The 17,992-nt window shown below is 72.9% G+C and carries 21 protein-coding genes; 10 read left to right on the top strand and 11 right to left on the bottom strand.

Features of this window, described 5'->3' with window-relative positions:
- The coding region (locus tag EAD96_RS04040) for an alpha/beta fold hydrolase (RefSeq protein ID WP_233585418.1) at nucleotides 1–749 on the bottom strand (749 nt) is incomplete at its 3' end.
- A gap of 113 nt (nucleotides 750–862) precedes the next feature.
- Between EAD96_RS04040 and EAD96_RS04035 the strand changes: the two genes are divergently transcribed.
- The 5 genes from EAD96_RS04035 to EAD96_RS04015 all read left to right on the top strand — a co-directional run bounded on the left by EAD96_RS04035 (nucleotide 863) and on the right by EAD96_RS04015 (nucleotide 4,243).
- Nucleotides 863–1,471 (top strand): helix-turn-helix domain-containing protein, encoded by a 609-nt coding sequence (locus EAD96_RS04035; protein ID WP_120572928.1) that lies wholly within the window; start codon nucleotides 863–865, stop codon nucleotides 1,469–1,471.
- On the top strand, nucleotides 1,468–2,223 hold the full coding sequence (locus EAD96_RS04030) for a hypothetical protein (protein ID WP_121683318.1): 756 nt from the start codon (nucleotides 1,468–1,470) through the stop codon (nucleotides 2,221–2,223). Before EAD96_RS04035 ends, EAD96_RS04030 begins: the two co-directional genes overlap by 4 nt.
- Nucleotides 2,224–2,295: 72 nt before the next feature.
- The gene (locus EAD96_RS04025) at nucleotides 2,296–2,610 is read left to right on the top strand and encodes a DUF2516 family protein (RefSeq protein WP_013288803.1); all 315 of its coding nucleotides are present in this window, start codon (nucleotides 2,296–2,298) and stop codon (nucleotides 2,608–2,610) included.
- Nucleotides 2,607–3,494, top strand: a complete 888-nt coding sequence (locus tag EAD96_RS04020; RefSeq protein WP_013475119.1) for an alpha/beta fold hydrolase — start codon at nucleotides 2,607–2,609, stop codon at nucleotides 3,492–3,494. Before EAD96_RS04025 ends, EAD96_RS04020 begins: the two co-directional genes overlap by 4 nt.
- Nucleotides 3,495–3,505: 11 nt before the next feature.
- Nucleotides 3,506–4,243: an alanyl-tRNA editing protein gene (locus EAD96_RS04015; protein WP_013475120.1), complete on the top strand. Its 738-nt coding sequence runs from the start codon at nucleotides 3,506–3,508 to the stop codon at nucleotides 4,241–4,243.
- 1 nt (nucleotide 4,244) lies between these two features.
- Here the strand turns inward: EAD96_RS04015 and EAD96_RS04010 are convergent, their stop codons facing one another.
- A complete protein-coding gene (locus tag EAD96_RS04010; RefSeq protein WP_121683317.1) occupies nucleotides 4,245–4,844 on the bottom strand; it encodes an ABATE domain-containing protein in 600 nt (199 codons plus the stop codon).
- Between the two features lie 43 nt (nucleotides 4,845–4,887).
- Here EAD96_RS04010 and EAD96_RS04005 point away from each other — a divergent pair, with 43 nt between their 5' ends.
- Complete coding sequence (locus EAD96_RS04005; RefSeq protein ID WP_121683316.1) at nucleotides 4,888–5,337, top strand: VOC family protein; 450 nt, start codon at nucleotides 4,888–4,890, stop codon at nucleotides 5,335–5,337.
- A gap of 6 nt (nucleotides 5,338–5,343) precedes the next feature.
- On the opposite strand, the gene EAD96_RS04000 is transcribed toward EAD96_RS04005, so the two are convergent.
- Nucleotides 5,344–6,015 carry a nucleotidyltransferase domain-containing protein gene (locus tag EAD96_RS04000; protein WP_120572932.1) on the bottom strand — a complete coding sequence of 224 codons (672 nt, stop codon included), beginning with the start codon at nucleotides 6,013–6,015 and terminating at the stop codon, nucleotides 5,344–5,346.
- Nucleotides 6,016–6,091: 76 nt separating this feature from the next.
- Here EAD96_RS04000 and EAD96_RS03995 point away from each other — a divergent pair, with 76 nt between their 5' ends.
- Complete coding sequence (locus EAD96_RS03995; protein WP_121683315.1) at nucleotides 6,092–7,006, top strand: SDR family oxidoreductase; 915 nt, start codon at nucleotides 6,092–6,094, stop codon at nucleotides 7,004–7,006.
- On the opposite strand, the gene EAD96_RS03990 is transcribed toward EAD96_RS03995, so the two are convergent.
- Nucleotides 6,997–7,986, bottom strand: a complete 990-nt coding sequence (locus EAD96_RS03990; protein WP_121683314.1) for a YafY family protein — start codon at nucleotides 7,984–7,986, stop codon at nucleotides 6,997–6,999. The genes EAD96_RS03995 and EAD96_RS03990 overlap by 10 nt on opposite strands.
- A gap of 40 nt (nucleotides 7,987–8,026) precedes the next feature.
- Here EAD96_RS03990 and EAD96_RS03985 point away from each other — a divergent pair, with 40 nt between their 5' ends.
- Both EAD96_RS03985 and EAD96_RS03980 read left to right on the top strand, forming a co-directional pair.
- Nucleotides 8,027–8,818: an EI24 domain-containing protein gene (locus tag EAD96_RS03985; RefSeq protein ID WP_121683313.1), complete on the top strand. Its 792-nt coding sequence runs from the start codon at nucleotides 8,027–8,029 to the stop codon at nucleotides 8,816–8,818.
- A gap of 1 nt (nucleotide 8,819) precedes the next feature.
- Nucleotides 8,820–9,338, top strand: coding sequence for an O-acetyl-ADP-ribose deacetylase (locus EAD96_RS03980; RefSeq protein ID WP_120572936.1), 519 nt, complete (start codon nucleotides 8,820–8,822; stop codon nucleotides 9,336–9,338).
- On the opposite strand, the gene EAD96_RS03975 is transcribed toward EAD96_RS03980, so the two are convergent.
- From EAD96_RS03975 to EAD96_RS03945, 7 genes are all read right to left on the bottom strand, one after another.
- Entirely contained in the window at nucleotides 9,331–10,236 is a 906-nt protein-coding gene (locus EAD96_RS03975) for a GNAT family N-acetyltransferase (RefSeq protein ID WP_120572937.1), read from the bottom strand. The genes EAD96_RS03980 and EAD96_RS03975 overlap by 8 nt on opposite strands.
- A 62-nt stretch (nucleotides 10,237–10,298) precedes the next feature.
- Nucleotides 10,299–11,306, bottom strand: a complete 1,008-nt coding sequence (locus EAD96_RS03970) for a LacI family DNA-binding transcriptional regulator (protein WP_121683312.1) — start codon at nucleotides 11,304–11,306, stop codon at nucleotides 10,299–10,301.
- Nucleotides 11,307–11,325: 19 nt separating this feature from the next.
- The gene (locus tag EAD96_RS03965; RefSeq protein WP_121683311.1) at nucleotides 11,326–12,693 is read right to left on the bottom strand and encodes a GH1 family beta-glucosidase; all 1,368 of its coding nucleotides are present in this window, start codon (nucleotides 12,691–12,693) and stop codon (nucleotides 11,326–11,328) included.
- Nucleotides 12,690–13,523, bottom strand: a complete 834-nt coding sequence (locus EAD96_RS03960; protein ID WP_121683310.1) for a carbohydrate ABC transporter permease — start codon at nucleotides 13,521–13,523, stop codon at nucleotides 12,690–12,692. Before EAD96_RS03960 ends, EAD96_RS03965 begins: the two co-directional genes overlap by 4 nt.
- Entirely contained in the window at nucleotides 13,520–14,509 is a 990-nt protein-coding gene (locus tag EAD96_RS03955; protein WP_121683309.1) for a carbohydrate ABC transporter permease, read from the bottom strand. Before EAD96_RS03955 ends, EAD96_RS03960 begins: the two co-directional genes overlap by 4 nt.
- A 70-nt stretch (nucleotides 14,510–14,579) precedes the next feature.
- Nucleotides 14,580–15,887 carry an ABC transporter substrate-binding protein gene (locus tag EAD96_RS03950; RefSeq protein ID WP_121683308.1) on the bottom strand — a complete coding sequence of 436 codons (1,308 nt, stop codon included), beginning with the start codon at nucleotides 15,885–15,887 and terminating at the stop codon, nucleotides 14,580–14,582.
- A gap of 176 nt (nucleotides 15,888–16,063) precedes the next feature.
- On the bottom strand, nucleotides 16,064–16,819 hold the full coding sequence (locus EAD96_RS03945; RefSeq protein ID WP_121683307.1) for a maleylpyruvate isomerase family mycothiol-dependent enzyme: 756 nt from the start codon (nucleotides 16,817–16,819) through the stop codon (nucleotides 16,064–16,066).
- A gap of 70 nt (nucleotides 16,820–16,889) precedes the next feature.
- On the opposite strand from EAD96_RS03945, the gene EAD96_RS03940 reads away from it, so the two are divergent.
- Nucleotides 16,890–17,981, top strand: coding sequence for a UDP-N-acetylmuramate dehydrogenase (locus tag EAD96_RS03940; protein ID WP_121683306.1), 1,092 nt, complete (start codon nucleotides 16,890–16,892; stop codon nucleotides 17,979–17,981).
- The last annotated feature ends 11 nt before the right edge of the window (nucleotides 17,982–17,992 follow it).

Below are 17,992 nucleotides of genomic sequence, written 5' to 3'. Positions count from 1 at the left end.
AGGGGGAGCAGGTGGGCCGCATCGGGGACGTCGGGGAGGCGTACGCCGTTAGGGGCTTCGTCGGCGATGCGGTCGGCCAGGCGGCGGATGTCGGCCAGGTCGTCGGCGCCGGTGCCGACGAGCACCGGTACGCGCAGCTCGCCCAGCCGGTCGATCGCCGGCGGGTCCAGCTCACCCACCTCGATCGCGCTCAGCGCCTGCTCGGCGGCGAGCGCCCGGCGGTCCATCTCCTCGGCGAACCGGATCAGCTCCGGGTCGACGTCCTCCGGGCGGCGGGTCGGGCCGACCACCCAGAACCGCACCTCGCCGGCGGCGGTGGCGGCGAAGTCCTCCGGGTCCACGTCACCGACCAGCTCGTCCCAGAGCTGCTCGGTCTCCTCGGACCACTCGTTGCCGGAGACGGGCGCGCCGAACAGCGCCAGCGCCGAGACCCGCTCCGGGTGGGCGAGCGCGGTGTCCACGGCGACCCGGCCGCCGAACGAGCAGCCGACGAGCGCGGCCCGCTCGATGCCCAGCGCGTCGAGCAGCCCGATCACGTCGTCGTGGTGGGCGAACGGCGCGGGCGGCAGCTCCGAGTCGCCGTAGCCGCGCAGGTCCAGCGCGATCACCCGGTGTCGCTGCGCGAGTGCCGGGATCTGCCCGCGCCACATCCGCCGGTCGGCGATGCCGGCGTGCAGCAACACCACGGCGGTTCCGGTGCCGCTCTCGTCGTACGCGAGCTGGGCGCCGTTGATATCGATCTTGGTCACGGGGGAGAACGGTACGGACCGGACATGGGCTCCGCAACCCACCTTCAGTGACCCTGCTAACTCTGGCTAGCGTTTTGCTTGCAGGAGTTAGCGGCCCGAGCTAGCGTTGAGCCATGGCCACCAGCAAGGACCTTCCCGATGTCGGCGGGTTCATTCGCGACCTGCGGCGCAACGCGAAGATCTCACTGCGCCAGCTCGCCGAGCAGGCGGGCGTCAGCAATCCCTACCTGAGCCAGATCGAGCGCGGGCTGCGCAAGCCGAGCGCCGAGGTGCTCCAGCAGCTCGCCAGCGCGCTGCGCGTCTCCACCCCGGCGATGTACCTGCGTGCCGGGCTGCTGGACGACAAGGAGGGTCAGGGCGTGCTCGCGGCGATCGCCGTCGACCCCGAGCTGACCATGGCCCAGAAGCAGTCGCTCACCCAGATCTACGAGACGTTCCGGCGCGAGAACGCCCGCCTGGCCGAGGCGACCGAGGCCGCCACCACGACGGAAGCGGCCACCACGGCCGAGACGGCCACCGCTCCGGAGGCCCCGGCCACCGTCGCGCCGGCCGCCACCGGTCCGGTGACGCCGGACGGCACCCCGACCGAGGCGGTCCTCGAATCCGTAGCCGTCACCGAAGCGGGCGGCGCGCCCGCCCCGACCACCGCCGCCCCTGAGCAGACGGCCGCCCGCCGGGCGGCCCGGAAGGCCGCCGGTGCGGCCGAGGAGGAGCAGTCATGACCACCCAGCCGAAGACCAACCGCATCCCCGCACCCCTCTACGCCGCCGCCGGCGCCGGTGAGCTGGCCCTGGAGCAGCTGCGCAAGCTGCCGACCGTGGTGACCGACCTCGGCGGCAAGGCCGTCGTCACCGGCTTCGAGCTGCGCCAGAAGGCCACCGAGACGCTGAAGACCGCCAACCAGACCGCCACCGGGCTGCGCGAGCGGGCCGTCGCCACCGACCTCGACCAGCTCCGCGAGGCCGCCAACCTGGAGAAGCTGCGCGAGGCCGCGAACCTGGACAAGCTCCGGGACGCCGCGAACCTGGACAGGCTCCGCGAGGCCGCCACCCGCAACGCCGCCGTCGTGGTGGCCGGCGCGTACGCCGCGCAGGAGCGCGCGCTGGCCGCGTACGCCGAGCTGGTCGCCCGCGGTGAGCGCGTGGTCGGCGCCGGCGTGCTGGAGGCAGCCGACACGGTGAACGCCGACATCGAGGCCACCGAGGCCACCGGCACCGACGTGACCCCGAAGGCCGACACCGCCCCGAAGTCCGAGGTGGCCCCGAAGCCGGAGACCGCCGCCGCGACGACCGAGGTGCCCACCCCGGCCGAGGTGGCCGAGGCGGTGGCCGCCAAGCCGGCCGCGGTGAAGCGGACCCGCGCCACCAAGGCGACCGCCACCAAGGCCGCCACGAAGACGGCCGCCGCCAAGCCGGCCACCCCGTCGGCGAAGCTGCCGAAGACCACGAAGCGGACCCGCCCGGCCGCCGAGTGACCCGAAGCTCCACCGGGACCCCGGACAACGTCTTGTCGGACGTTTCCGGGGTCTCGGCATAAGCTTGCCCCCATGGCCATCGCCGCGCCGATCTTCGCGTTCGCAGTCCAAGACGTGATCCAGCTGATCCTGCTCGTCTTCGCCCTGGTCGTACAGGGAGTGGCGCTGGTGCACGCGGTCACCCAGCGCGGCGACGGTTTCGCCGCGCTCGGCACGCTGCCCAAGGGCGGCTGGGTCGCCATCCTGGCGGTCTGCCTGCTGCTGACCCTGCTCGGCTTCGGCCCGATCAGCCTGTTCGGACTGATCGGCATCGCGGCCGGTCTCATCTACCTGCTCGACGTGCGGCCCGGCCTGCGGGACCTGCACGACGGCCGAGGGTCCTGGTGAGAGGTTTCCGCTGGCCTCCGCCACCGGACGGCGGTCCCCGCACCTGGGGGCCCGGCCCCGGCGCGCCCCGCACCGGGCGTCCCGCGTTGCCCGAGCCGGAGACGGAGCTGGTCGCCACCCCGCACGGGGTGAGCCTGGAACGGCTGGTCACCGGCACCGGTGACCCGGTCACCGTGTTCGCGCACGGGCTCGGGAGCGGCATCGCCACCACCCGCCCGTTCGGCAGCGGCGTCACCGGGCGGCGCGTCTTCTTCCAGTTCCGCGGGCACGGCCGCTCCGACTCCCCGCCCGGGCCGTGGAGCTACCTGGACCTCGCCCGTGACCTGCGCGCGATGGCGGACCTGAGCGGCGCGACCCGGGCGTTCGGCGCCAGCCTCGGCGCGGGCGCGCTCTGCCGGCTGCTCGCGGAGAGCCCGGAACGCTTCGAGAAACTCGTCTTCTTCCTGCCCGCCGTGCTGGACACGCCGCGCGGCGAGGCGGCGCGCGCCCGGCTCACCGGCCTGCTCGACGCGGTGGCCGAGGGCGACGCGTCGGCGCTGGCCGACGCGGTGTCGCTGGAGCTGCCGCCGTCGGTGCGCAACACCCCGGCCGGCTGGGCGTACCTGCGGCAGCGGCTCGACCAGCTGCTGCGCGACGGGCTCGCGCCGGGGCTGGCCGACCTGCCCGCCCAGGCCCCGCTCGACGACGCCGGGTCGCTCGCCGCGGTCACCGCGCCGGCGCTGGTCATCGCCGCCGCCGAGGACGACCTGCACCCGGTCGCCGTCGCCGAACGGCTCGCCGCCGCGCTCCCGAACGCCACACTGCACGTGTACGACCGGCCCGGCGTGCTCTGGACCGAGCGCGCCGACCTGCGGGAGCGGGTCTCGGAGTTCCTGAACGGGTAACGTCGCCGTCCATGGGCGTCACACACCACGGCCGTACGCACCGGCTCGACCTCGCCGACCCGACCCTGCGCGAGTGGACCTGCCGGGTGCTGGCGGCCGATCCCGAGCAGGGCATCGTGCTGGACCGGTCCGCGTTCTACCCCGGTGGCGGCGGGCAGCCGCCGGATCACGGGGTGCTGCTCTGGCAGGGAGTACAGACCCGGATCGTCGGCACCCGCAAGGGCGACGACCTGTGGCTGATCCCGCCCGAGGGCGACCCGGTGCCGCCGGTCGGCACCGAGGTGGTCGGCGCGGTGGAGGACGCCCGCCGGACCATGCTGATGCGTACCCACTCCGGGCTGCACGTGCTCTGCGGCGTGGTGTTCCGCGACTTCGGCGCGCTCGTCACCGGCGGCAACATGGAGCCGGGTGAGGCGCGGATGGACTTCAACCTCCCCGAGGTGCCGCCGGACTTCAAGGCCCGCATCGAGGAGCTGGTGAACGCCGAGGTGGCCGCCGACCGGTCGGTGGCCGTACGGGTGCTGCCGCGCGCCGAGGCGCTCGCCCTGCCGGACATCATCCGTACCCAGTCGAACCTGATCCCGCCGGAGGAGCAGGAGGTGCGGATCGTCGACATCGTGGGGCTGGACGTGCAGGCCGACGGCGGCACGCACGTCGCGTCCACCGCCCAGATCGGCAAGGTCCAGGTGGTCAAGGTGGAGAGCAAGGGCCGGGCCAACCGCCGGGTACGCGTGCGCCTGGCGGACTGAGTCACCCGGGCGCGCGCCGGGACCGCAGCGCGCGTGCCTTCTGCCGGTTGCCGCAGCGTTCCATCGCGCACCAGCGGCGCTGCCCCGGCCGCGACGTGTCCACGAAGACCAGTTGGCAGTCGTGTGCGCCGCACTCCCGGATCCGGGCCGCGTAGGGGCCGGTGAGCAGGTCGACCGCGTCCCGGGCGAACGTCGCGACCACCTGCGCGCCGGTCAGCGGCGTACGCCAGGACCGGCCGCCGTCGGGGCCGGCCTGCGGGATCAGCGGCAGCCCGGCCGCGGCGTCGTTCACCACCGCCAGGTCCGCGGCCGGTGGGGTCTCGTCGCGGGTACGCGCCTGCGCCACCCGCCAGAGCGCGTCGCGCAGTCGACGGGCGGCGGCCAGGTCGTCCGCGTCGACGATGACGGCGGCGGGGTCCAGTCGCAGCCGGGACGCGGCCAGCCAGCCCGCCAGGTCGTCCGGGCGGTGCAGCACCTCGTAGCGGGCGAACGCGCCCGGACCGCCGGTGGTCAGCAGTTCCAGGCAGAGCGCGCCCGGGTCGAAGCGGTACCGGGTGCCTTCGGGACTGATCAGGGTGAGTCCGCTTGCGCCGTTCGTCACGTAACCACTATAACTGGTTACACCAACCGACCACGGAGGACACATGGCCCGGGAGTGGAAACTCGTCATCGACTGTGCCGACCCGATCGGGCTGGCCCGCTTCTGGGCCGAGGCGCTCGGCTACCAGGTCGAGGACAACAGCGTGCTGATCGAGCGGCTGGCCGCCGCCGGTGCGGTGCCGCCGGAGGCGTACGTCGAGGTGGACGGCCGCAAGGCGTGGCGCGAACTGGCGGCGGTACGCCACCCGGACGACCCGGTCGACCCGGCCAGCGGCACCGGGCTGGGCCGGCGGTTCCTGTTCCAGGCCGTTCCCGAGCCCAAGCGGGTCAAGAACCGCCTCCACGTCGACCTGCACGTCGGCCCGGAGGGGCGGGCGGCCGAGGTGGAGCGGCTGACCGCACTCGGCGCGACGGTGCTGGCCGAGGTCGCCGACCGGGGCAGCGAGCACACCACGATGGCCGACCCGGAGGGCAACGAGTTCGACGTGCAGTGACCCCGCTCAGCGCGGCAGGTGGGCCGCCCGGACGGCGAGCAGCCAGCGTTCCACGATCTCCTCGTCCGGGCGTTCCGGCAGCGGCGAGCGGGTCCGGTCGAACTCCGCCTCGGCGGTCGCCACCAGGGCCTGCGCCTCGTCCAGCGCGCCATCGGCGACCCGCTCGCCGAACGCGCGGAACCACTCCGGGTCGGCGAGGCGGATCTCCAGTACGCCCGTCGCGTACAGCGTCCGGCCCTGGTGCAGCAGCCGGGCCAGGTGCCGGGCGTGCTTCGCCGAGCGTCGCCGCCCGCCGACATCGGCGCTCCGGCTGGCGAGCTTGCGGAACTGCTGCGAGGCGTACCCGAGGTACGCGTCGCGGACCCGCGGCGCGCTGAGGAACGCCGACCGGATGGCGATCAGCTCCTCGCCGAACCCGGTGCGGGTCTCGTAGCAGTCGTCGGGCAGCCACATCAGCTCGGTGGCGGTCGGGTTGCCGCTCAGCGCCAGCAGCGCGTACTTGCGCGCCTCGTGCAGCGTGACGTCCGGCTCGGTGGTCACGACCGACTCGCGGGGCGGGCGCAGGCCGTGGAACGCGACTGTGGGCGCGGCGAACACGCCGATCCGGTCGGTGTCCGAGCCGGGTCCGGCCAGCCCGTACGCGACCGAGCCGACGATCCCGGACAGTAGCAGGTGCATACCGGTGATGATCGCCCATCCGGGTCTGGAGGAAAACCGGACTTCCGCTGTCAGGTATCGGTGACACGGTGATCCCATGAACTCACCACTGACCGGAACTGTCGCGCTCGTCGCGGGCGCGACCCGGGGCGCCGGCCGGCAGATCGCCGTGCAGCTCGGCGCCGCCGGGGCCACCGTCTACGCCACCGGCCGCACCACCCGCGAGCGCCGCTCCGAGATGGACCGGCCGGAGACCATCGAGGAGACCGCCGAGCTGGTCACCGCCGCCGGGGGCACCGGGATCGCCGTCGCTGTCGACCACCTCGACCCCGGGCAGGTACGCGGCCTGGTCGAGCGGATCGACGCCGAGCAGGGCCGCCTCGACGTGCTGGTGAACGACGTCTGGGGCGGCGATCCGCTGATCACCTGGGAGAAGCCGGTCTGGGAGCAGCCGCTCGACGCCGGTTTCCGCATGCTGCGGCTCGCGGTCGACACGCACATCATCACCAGCCACTTCGCGTTACCGCTGCTGATCCGCAACCCGGGCGGCCTGGTCGTCGAGATCGGCGACGGCACCAAGGAGCACAACGACAGCGAGTACCGCCTGTCGGTCTTCTACGACCTGGCGAAGGTGTCGGTGAACCGGCTCGGCTTCAGCCAGGCGCACGAGCTGGCCCCGCACGGCTGCACCGCCGTCTCGCTCACGCCCGGCTGGCTGCGCTCGGAGGCGATGCTCGAACACTACGGCGTCACCGAGGCGACCTGGCGCGACGCCGCGAAGACCGAGCCGCACTTCGTCATGTCGGAGACGCCGGCGCTCGTCGGGCGCGCGGTGGCAGCCCTGGCCGCCGACCCGGACCGGGCCCGCTGGAACGGGCAGTCCCTCGACAGCGGCGGCCTGGCCCAGGTGTACGGCTTCACCGACGTCGACGGCAGCCGCCCGCACTGGGCCCGCTACTACGAGGAGGTGGTCAAGCCGGGCAAGCCGGCCGACCCCGACGGCTACCGCTGACCCGACGGCGGATCGGTGTAGAGCGCCGCCGCGCGGCGGGCCACCTCGGCGAAGCGGGCCCGCAGTTGCGGCGGCGCCAGCACCTCCACCTCCGGGCCGAGCGCCAGCAACTGGGTGTACGCGACGTCCACCGACTCGACCGGCAGACGCAGCACCAGCCGGCCCTGCTCGTCCGGCGGCCCGGCCGCGTCCACCGCCTCGGTGTGGACGAACGGCGCGTCCACCAGGTGCCGCAACATCCGCAGCCCGGCCGGGCTCAGCCGCACGGTGACCCGCTCCCGCAGCAGCTCACGCAGGAACGCGCCCGCCTGCTCCCGCCAGTACGCCCCGAGGTCGAAGTCCTCGTCCCGGTCGAAGCCGTCGGCGCCCACCTCGACCGCCACCACCCGGTCCACCCGGTACGTCCGCCAGGCGTCGTCGACCCGGCCGACCAGGTACCAGATCCCGTTCTTCAGCACCAGCCCGTACGGCGCCAGCGTGCGGGTCACCTCGCGGTCCCCGCGCCGGTAGCGCAGCTCCACCATCAGGTCCCGCCAGACCGCCCGGGCCAGCTCGGCGAGCGTCGGCGGCGCGGGGGTCTCCCGGAACCAGCCGGGCACGTCCAGGTGGAACCGCTGCCCGGTACGCGCGGGCGCGTCCCGCAGGCTCGGCGGCAGCGCGGCGAGCACCTTCAGCTCGGCGGCGGCCACCGAGTCGGCCAGTCCCATGTCCCCGGCCGGTCCGGGCAGCCCGGCCAGGAACAGCGCCTCGGCCTCGTCCCGGCTCAACCCGGTCAACCGGGTCCGGTAGCCGCCGAGCAGCCGGTAGCCGCCGGCCCGGCCCCGGTCCGCGTACACCGGGACACCGGCGGCGGAGAGCGCCAGCACGTCCCGGTAGACGGTCCGCTCGGACACCTCCAGCTCGCGGGCCAGCTCGGCGGCGGTCATCGTCTCCCGGGACTGGAGCAGCAGCACAAGCGAGATCAGCCGGGACGCACGCACAGGCCCATTGTGGTGCACCGGGAGATTAGGCTGTGCCGTCGTGAACGCCTCCCGTACCGTCGCGCCGGTCACCGGCGCGGCCACCCGCTTCCTCGGCGGCGCCGGACTGCTGCTGCGCGGCTTCGGCATGTACGTCCGCAGCCCCAAACTGATGCTGCTCGGCGTGATCCCGGCGCTGATCACCGGCGCGCTCTACGTGGCCCTGTTCGCCACGCTGCTCTGGTTCGTGGACGACCTGGCGGGCTGGCTCACCCCGTTCGCCGACGACTGGTCGTCGCCCTGGCGCGGGCTGCTGCGGGTCGCCGCCGGGCTGGCGGTGGTCGGGGTCGCCGGGCTGGTCGGTGTGCTCACGTTCACCGCCGTCACGCTGGTCATCGGTGACCCGTTCTACGAGGCGATCTCCGAGCGGGTCGAGAACCGGCTCGGCGGCACCCCCGGCGCGGTCGACGTGCCGTTCTGGTCCTCGCTTCGGCGCAGCCTCGCCGACTCGCTGCGCCTGGTGGCGCTGTCCGCGCTGATCGGCGTACCCCTGTTCGCGGCCGGTTTCATCCCGGTGGTGGGGCAGACGGTGGTCCCGGTGGTCGGTGCCCTGGTGGGTGGCTGGTTCCTGGCGCTGGAGCTGGTCGGCGCGCCGTTCTACCGGCGGGGGATGCGGCTGCCGGACCGGCGGGCGCGGCTGCGGACCGACCGCCCGACGGCGCTCGGTTTCGGGGTGGCGGTCTTCCTGTGCTTCCTGATCCCGCTCGGCGCGGTGCTGGTCATGCCGGCCGCCGTCGCCGGGGCCGCGCTGCTGGCCCGCCGGTCGCTGGGCCAGCCGATCGAGGAGAGCTGAGATGGACACCGTCCTGATCGAGGGGGACATCACCGCGCAACAGGTCGACGCCATAGTCAACGCCGCGAACTCGTCGCTGCTCGGCGGCGGGGGAGTGGACGGCGCGATCCACCGGCGCGGCGGCCCGGCGATCCTGGAGGAGTGCCGGGCGCTGCGCGCCTCCCGCTACGGGCGCGGGCTGCCCACCGGCCAGGCCGTCGCCACCACCGCCGGTAACCTGCCCGCCCGCTGGGTGGTGCACACGGTCGGGCCGGTCTTCTCGCCGCGCGAGGACCGCTCGGCGCTGCTGCGCGACTGCTACGCCAACAGCCTGCGGGTCGCCGACGGGCTGGGCGCGACCCGGATCGCGTTCCCGCTGATCTCCGCCGGGATCTACGGCTGGCCGGTCGAGGACGCGGTGGCGCAGGCGCTAACAGTGCTGCACGCGGCCACCCCGGCGCACGTCACCGAGGCCCGGCTGGTGCTGTTCGGCGCGGACACGTACGGCACCGCGGTGCGGGTGGCAGCCGGGCTCACGTGAGTTTGCGCCGGCACGACCACTGGCTGTCCACCGGCCGATAGCCGAGCCGCTTGTTCACCGCCAGCATCGGCGCGTTCGCCTCGTCGTTCGAGGTGTACGCGGTGCGTACCCCGCGCGCGGCGGCGGTGTGCAGGGCGGCCTGCTTGGCCAGCCGGGCCAGCCCTCGCCCCCGGTACGCGGGCAGCGTGCCGGTGAAGTCCGACCACATCCGGTCGCCGTCGCGCTTCACCAGGCTCAGCGCGACCAGTTCGCCGTCCACCTCGGCGAGCGTGCTGGCCTCCCGGTCCAGCCCTGGGTTGTCCCAGCACTCGTGCCGCCACAGGTCGAAGTCGAGCGAGTCCGTGGGCACGTCGCCCGGCTCGTCCCGGGACGCCTCGGCGTCGACCCGGTGCACCAGGCGCGGGTCGAGCCCGGCGGCGGACACCAGCCGTACGCCCGGCGGCGCCTGCGGCATCGGCGGGGCGGTGGTCAGGTCCAGTGCCGAGTAGCGCACCTCCCGGCTGGGTGTGAAGCCGTGCCGCTGCGCGAACGGCAGCGACTCGGTACGCGCGTGGGTGAGCACCCGGGTGGACCCGAGCGCCCGCAGGTGACCGAACGCGGCGTCGAACAGCGTGGTGCCGGTGCCCCGGCCGCGGTGTTCGGGGTGCACGTGCAGCAGGGCGATCTCGCCCACGCCGGGCGTCGAGGTCTGCGTGTTGCGGTACGCCGACACCCAGCCGATCACCTGCCCGTCCGCCTCGGCGACCCAGGCCGACCAGTCCTCGCCGGCCGGCGGGTCGGCGATCATGCGGCGGGTCGACTCGACGCCGCGCACCAGGTAGGGGTAGACGAGCGCGCGCAACGCCACCACGGCGGGCGCGTCGTCGGGGCGGGCGGGACGGATCTCGGCTCCACTCATTCGGCGGACCCTAGACCCGTCGCCGCCCGCACCGCGACCGGATAACCAGCGCGACCGGATGATCAGGCGGACTCGCGCAGCACCAGCTCGGTCGGCAGCACCAGCGCCTGCTCGACCTCCTCGCCCGCGGCGATCCGCAGCAGTTGCCGGGTCATCGACCGGCCCAGCTCCACTATCGGCTGCCGCACCGTCGTCAGCGGCGGCTCGGTGTACGCGGCCGTCTCGATGTCGTCGAAGCCGATCACCGCCACGTCCTCGGGCACCCGCCGCCCCTCCTCGCGCAGGGCGCGCAGCGCGGCGTGCGCCATCAGGTCGGAGGCGGCGAACACGGCGTCCAGCTCCGGGTCGGCGGCGAGCAGCTCGCGCATCGCGGCGGTGCCGGACTCCCGGGTGAAGTCGCCGTACGCGACCAGCTCCGGCAGCCCGGCGTCGGTGATCGCGCTGCGGTAGCCGATCAGCCGCTCGATCCCGGCGACCATGTCCTGCGGCCCGGCGATGGTGGCGATCCGCCGCCGCCCGTTCGCGATCAGGTGCTGGACGGCTGTGCTCACGCCGCCTTCGTGGTCGACGTCCACGTACGGCACGTCGGCGCCGTCGAGCGGCCGCCCGCTGCACACCACCGGGATGCCGAGGCGGGCCAGCCGGCCGGGCAGCGGGTCCTCGCCGTGCAGCGAGGCGAACAGCACCCCGTCGACGTGCCGGCCGGTGGTGTACCGCTCGACCCGTTCGTGCCCGGCCGGTGAACCGGCGAGCATCAGGACGAGCTGCTTGTCCGCCGCCTCCAGCTCCTGCGCCGCGCCCCGGATGATGCCCGGGAAGACCTGGTCGTCGGAGAAGACCCGGGTGGCCGCCTCGGGCAGCACCAGTGCGACCGAGTCGGTCCGCTGGGTGACCAGGCTGCGGGCGGCGAGGTTCGGGACGTACCCGAGTTCCTCGACCGCCCGGCGTACCGCCTGCCGGATCGGCTCCGCGACTGTGGTCGAGCCGTTCACCACCCGGGAGACGGTGGCCCGGGACACGCCGGCCAGCCGGGCCACCGCCTCCAGGGTCGGTCGCTGTGCCGTCGTCATCCCCGTAACCACCACCTCGTCACAGCCCGTTCCGGGCGATCACCTCCTGGTACCAGCGGGCGCTGTGCTTTGGTGTGCGCCGCTGGGTCAGGTAGTCGACGTGGACGATCCCGAACCGCTTCCGGTAACCCTCGGCCCATTCGAAGTTGTCCAGCACCGACCATACGAGATAACCGCGCAGGTCCACGCCGCGGGCGATCGCTTCGTGCGCGGCGCGCAGGTGCCCGTCGAGGTAGGCGACCCGGTCGGCGTCGGCCACCTCGCCCCGCTCGTCGAGGCCGGTGTCCGGGAACGCCCCGCCGTTCTCGGTGATCATCAACGGCAGCCCGGGGTGGTCGGCCGCCACGCGTTCGAGCAGCCGGGTCAGCCCGGCCGGCTCGATCGACCAGCCCATGTCGGTCAGCGGCCCGGCCGGCGGCAGGAACTCGACCGCCCCGGCGGTGCCCGGGTACGCACCGCCTCCCGCGCCGTCGGTCCGCCCGGCCACGTAGGTGGGCGCGTAGTAGTTCAGGCCGAGCAGGTCCAGCGGCGCGGCGATCAGCTTCTCGTCCCCGTCCCTGACGAAGTCCGGCGTGACTATCCGGCTCACGTGGGCCAGCACGTCCGCCGGGTAGCCGCCGCCGGTGAGCGGGTCCAGGAAGATCCGGTTGTGCAGGCCGTCGACCAGCCGGACCGCCGCGGCGTCGGCGGCGCTGCCCGCGTCCGCCGGCTGCACGTCGGCCAGGTTGAGCGTGATGCCGAGCGTCTCCACGCCGGCCGCGCGCAACGCCCCCGCCGCCAGGCCGTGGCCGAGCAGCAGATGGTGTACGGCCCGGAACGCGTCACCGGAGTCACGGCGCCCCGGCGCGTGCACGCCGGAGCCGTACCCGAGGTAGGCCGAGCACCACGGTTCGTTGAGCGTGGTCCAGGTGCGGACCCGGTCGCCGAGGCGGCCGTGCACGGCGAGCGCGTACTCGGCGAAGTGCTCGGCGGTCTCCCGGACTGTCCACCCGCCCCGGTCCTCCAGCGCCTGCGGCAGGTCCCAGTGGTAGAGCGTGACGATCGGGTCGATGCCGGCGGCCAGCAGCGCGTCGGTCAGCCGGTCGTAGAAGTCCAGGCCGCGCGGCTCGACCGGCCCGGTGCCGTCCGGCCGCACCCGGGGCCAGGACACCGAGAACCGGTACGCCCGCAGTCCCAGCTCGGCCATCAGCGCGACGTCCTGCGCGTACCGGTGGTAGTGGTCGCAGGCCACGTCGCCGGTGTGTCCCTGGAACACCGCGCCGGGCGTACGGCTGAAGGTGTCCCAGATCGACGGGCCGCGACCGTCGTCGCGGGCGGCGCCCTCGATCTGGTACGCGGCGGTGGCTCCGCCCCAGACGAAGCCCTCCGGGAATCGGACGTTGCTCATGCCTTGACCGCACCTTCCATGATGCCGCCGATGATCTGGCGGCCGAAGACGACGAACACCAGCAGCAGCGGCAGCGTGGCGATGGCCGTGCCGGTGAACACCTGCGACATGTCCTGGTAGTACCCGTCGGAGAGGGCCCGCAGCGACAGCTGCACCGTCGGGTTCTCCGGGTCGTTCAGCACCGCGTACGGCCACAGGAAGTCGTTCCAGGTGGTCATGAACGTGAGCAGGCCGAGGACGGCGGCGGCCGGGCGCAGCGCGGGCAGCACCACGTTCCAGTAGATCCGCGCGGTGTTGCAGCCGTCCATCCGGGCCGCCTCGATCAGTTCGGTGCTGACCGCCTGGCCCGCGTACTGGCGCATCATGAACACGCCGAAGCCGGTGACCAGCGCCGGCACGATCACGGCGGGCAGCCGGTCGTTCCAGTTCAGCTTCGTCATCAGCAGGTAGAGCGGGATCACGCCGAGCTGGGTGGGGACCATCATGGTGGCGACGATGACCAGCAGCAGCGCGTTGCGCCCGCGGAAGCGCAGCTTGGCGAACGCGAACCCGGCCAACGTGGAGAAGAACACCACCGAGATCGTGACGGTGGTGGCCACGATGGCCGAATTGATCAGGCCGGTCAGGAAGTACGCGTCGGTGTTGTCGAACAGCCGGGCGATGTTGGCGCCGAGGTTGCCGCCGGGCGTGAGCGGCGGCGGGACCTGGCCCATCGTGTCGCTGGTCCGGCTGGCCACCACGAACATCCAGTAGATCGGGAAGATCGACAGGACGGCCGAGAGCGTCAGCGCCAGGTAGGTGAGCCGGCTTGCCGACCAGAGGCGGGTCATCGGGAGACCTCCTTGCGGGAGCCGCCGCCGAGCCGGCGCAGGAGCAGGACGTTGATCGCCGCGACCACCGCGATCAGGGCGAACAGCAGCCAGGCGACCGCCGAGCCGTAGCCGAAGTTGTAGTGCGGCGCGAAGGCGTTCTCGAACATGTACATGGTCACCGTCTGCGACTCCCGCAGCGGTCCGCCGCGGATCGCGTTGGTGCCGGAGTTGAACATCCGCGGCTCGGTGAAGAGCTGGAGACCGCCGATGGTGGAGATGATGACCGCGAAGATGATCGTCGGCTTGAGCAGCGGCACCGTGATGGACCAGAACTGCCGGGCCCGGCCGGCGCCGTCGATCGCCGCCGACTCGTACAGGTCGCGGGGGATGGCCTGCATGGCCGCCAGGAAGATCAGCGCGTTGTAGCCGGTCCAGCGCCAGTCGACCATGGTGGAGATGGCGACCCAGGCGGCGAACCGGTTCGCCTTCCAGTCGATCGCGCTGATCCCGACGTGGTCGAGCAGCCAGTTGATCATGCCGAACTCGCGGCCGAACAGCACCGCGAACACGATCGCCACGGCGGCGGTCGAGGTGACGTTCGGGATCAGCACCGCCATCCGCCAGGTGGTACGGGCGCGCAGCTGCCGGTTCAGCAGGTTGGCCAGCCAGAGCGCGGCGAGCAACTGGGGGACCGTGGAGATCACGAAGATGCCCAGCGTGTTGACCACCGAGTGCCAGAAGTCGGAGTCGGCGAGCAGCTGGGTGTAGTTGTCGAAGCCGATGAACGGGTGCTCGGCGCCGAGCAGGTCCCAGTCGTGCAGCGAGACCCAGAACGTGTACGCCAGCGGGTACGCCCCGAAGACGCCGAACAGCAGGAAGAACGGGGCGATGAACAGGTACGGCGAGTACCTGGTGTCGATCCGGCTGAGCCGGTTGCCCAGGCCGGGACGGGTGGGACGGGGCGCCGGTGCGACCGGCGGGCGGGCGTCGAGCTGGACGGCCATGACCCGGGACTCCTTTCCGCCGTGCGGGCGGCCCCCGTGGCCGGGTGGCCGCCCGCACGCGCTGCTCGGGTTACTTGGCGGCGGCCTTCTCGGCGTTGGCGACCGCGTCGGTCCAGCCCTGCTCCGGTGAGCGCTTGCCCAGCTCCACCGAGCGGACGGCGTTCTCGACCTCGGTGCGTACGGCCTGGTTCTTCGGTCCCATGTAGACCGGCTTCAGGCTCTTGGCGCCCTCGGCGAAGATCTTCCCGACCGGTGCCTCGGAGAAGTAGGCGTTCTTCGAGTCGATGATCGCCGGGTCCTCCAGCGCCTGCGGCGAAGAGGGCAGGGGGCCCTTCGCCTTGAACGCGCCGATCTGACCCTTGGCGCTGGTCAGGAACTTGGCCAGCTCGATCGCCTCGGCCTGGTGCTTGCTCTGCTTCGGCACGGCGAGGAACGAGCCGCCCCAGTTGCCGCCGTTGCCGGGGATCTGGGCGATGTCCCACTTGCCCTTGGCGCCGGCGCCCGCGTTGCCCTCGATCACGCCGGTCATCCAGGCCGGGCAGGCGATGGTGGCGAACTTCGACTGCTTGAACGCCGACACCCACTCCTCGGACCAGGAGCCGTACTTGCCGGACAGCCCCGAGTCGATGATGTCCATCGTGGTGTCGTACGCCTGCTTCACCGCCGGGTTGCTGCCCACGACCAGGTTGTTGCCGGTGTCGTAGTAGCTGTAGCCGCTGCTGTTGCCGGCGGTCTGGAGCAGGATCGTGTTGAACGTGTTCGTCGCCGCGTCCAGGAACGAGGCGCCGGTCTTCTTCGCGGTGAACTGCTCGCCGACCTTGATGTAGTCCTGCCAGGTGGGCCAGAGCTTGGACACGGCCTCCCGGTCGGTGGGCAGGCCGGCCTTGGCGAACAGGTCGGTGCGGTAGCACATCGCCATGCCGCCCACGTCCGTGCCGAGGCCGATGAGCTGCTTGCCGTCGGCGGTGAGCCCCTGGTTCCACTTCCAGTCGAGGAAGTTGCCCTTCAGGTCGGCCGCGCCGTGGTCGAGCAGGTTGACGAAGTTCTGCGGGTTGGCCTTGTACTCGACGAGCAGGCCCTCCTCGATGGCGACCACGTCACCGGCGCCCTTGCCCGCGGCGAGCCACTGGGTGAGCTTCGGGGAGTACTCGTCGAGGTTGCCGCCGGTGCCGCGCTCGACGATCTTCACGCCGGGGTGGCTGGCCATGTACTCCTGGTAGAGATCGGCGTAACCGAACTGGCCGAAGACGTCGACGGTGAGCGTTATCGGCCCGTCGGCGGCGGCATCGTCGCCGCCGCCGCAGGCGGTGGTGCCGAGCAGCGCGGTGGCGGCGACCACTGCAACCGCCGCCAGGCGGCGGCGCGTGAAGGTGAGCATGCTGTCCTGACCTCTCGGGTCGTCGAAAAGGGTGGTGGAAGGCGGTTCCGGAACTAAGAGAGCGCTCTCACGACAGCGTGGGGGAGGGGCGTGGACCTTGTCAAGAGAGCGCTCTCAGAGGTGTCCGAAAAGAAGGAGAGGGGCGATGGCCGCCCCTCTCCGCGTGGTGCCGTTCGTCAGCCGACCCGCAGGCCGCCCAGCAGGGAACGGTCGCCCGCCACGTCCAGCGCGTCGAAGCTGATCCGGCCCATCAGCGCCAGCAGCAGATCGCTCGCCGTGCCGGCCACCTGCGCCCGCGCACGGTGGTCGTCGTGGTCGAGGATCGTGGCGGTGTCCAGCAGCGCGACCCCCTCACCCCGCAACCGCAGGTACCACTCCTGCGCGGCATCGGTCGCGTTCAGCTGCACCACGCCGCGCCACTGCCCCGGATGCACCCGCCGTCCCGCCGGCAGCCAGGTGTCCAGCACCTCGCTCACCCCGTCGGCCGCGAGCTTCGCCTCGATCGGATCACCCGCACCGATCGCGAGCTGGGCGTCCCAGCGGTGCACGGCCGTCTCGTGCGCGAGCCGGCGCGGCCAGAAGGCCGCCTTCTTCGGCTGGGGCGCGAAGTTCCAGGCCGGCGCCTCCGGGTCCGTCGACTCCAGCAGCGCGCTGATCCGCTCGTACTCCTGCGTGTACCACTGCGTCGCGGTCAGGCCCGCGGGCGGCTCCGGGTCGTGCCGCTCCGGGCGGGTCGGCACGCCGGCGGTCAGCACGGTGCCCGCCCAGGCGTACGTGCGGGTCAGGTGATGAGCGAGATCGGTCACCGTCCAGCCGGGACAGGACAGCACGGGTGTCTCGGGTGGCGCCTCCGCCACCGCCGCGGCGAAGGCGGGGCCCTCCGTGCGCAGCGCGCCGATCCAGAAGTCCTTCGTGTGGTGCAGTCTGCTCATCGCCATCCTCCCGGGGGTGACCGGGCCACCAGTGGGTGCTCCGGCTACCCCTCAGCCTAGGGTGAAAGGCGTGTCAGACGTCTACGCCGAACCGGCTACTGCCGGTGACCCGACCGATCCGGCCACCCTGGCGCGCTACACCACGCTCCGGCTCGGTGGCCCCGCCGGGCGGCTGGAGATCGCCGGGGACGCCGCCCAGATCGTACTAAAAGTGCAGGAAGCGGAGGCCCGGGAGCAGGCGGTACTGGTGCTGGCGGGCGGCAGCAACGTCGTGATCGGCGATCAGGGCTTCCCCGGCACCGTCGTGCTCGTCCGCTCCCGGGGGTTCCAGGTCGTCGCCGAGGACGGCGACACCGTCACGGTACGTGTCGAAGCCGGCGAGCCGTGGGACGACCTCGTCGCCGCCACCGTCGAGCGCGGCTGGTCCGGGCTGGAGTGCCTCTCCGGCATCCCCGGGTCGGCCGGCGCGACCCCGATCCAGAACGTCGGCGCGTACGGCCAGGAGGTCGCCGAGACGATCGTCGCCGTCGAGGCGTACGACCGGACCCGCCGCGAAGTGGCGCGGATCGCCGCGGCGGACTGCGGATTCGTCTACCGGGGCAGCATCTTCAAGTACAGCGACCGCTGGGTGGTGCTCACCGTCGACTTCCGGCTCACCCGGTCCCCGCTGTCCGGCCCGGTCCGCTACGCCGAACTGGCCCGGGCGCTCGGCGTCGAGGTGGGCGACCGGGTGCCGCTCGCCGACGCCCGCGCCACGGTGCGCAAGCTGCGCGCCGGCAAGGGCATGGTGCTGGACGCGGCCGACCCGGACACCTGGTCGGTGGGCTCGTTCTTCACCAACCCGGTGCTGCCGGGCGACGTGTTCGAGCAGGTGCGGGAACGCGCCGCCGACCTGGGACAGCCGCCGAACTGGCCGGGCGCCGACGGCACGGTGAAGGTCAGCGCGGCGTGGCTGATCGACAAGGCCGGGTTCGGCAAGGGGTACGCGGGCCCGGAGGGCGTCGCCATCTCCAGCAAGCACACACTGGCGCTGACGAACCGCTCCGGCACGGCGAGTGCGGCCGCGCTGGTGGCGCTGGCCCGCGAGATCCGCGACGGCGTGCATTCCCGCTTCGGCGTAACCCTGCACCCCGAGCCGGTCCTCATCAACTGCACCATCTGACCCCCCGCACC

Origin of the sequence: Micromonospora sp. BL1 (assembly GCF_003667485.1) — a bacterium.
GTDB lineage: Bacteria > Actinomycetota > Actinomycetes > Mycobacteriales > Micromonosporaceae > Micromonospora > Micromonospora tulbaghiae.
Note: the sequence above shows the minus strand (reverse complement) of the source record. Positions and strands in the feature narration are given on the sequence as shown.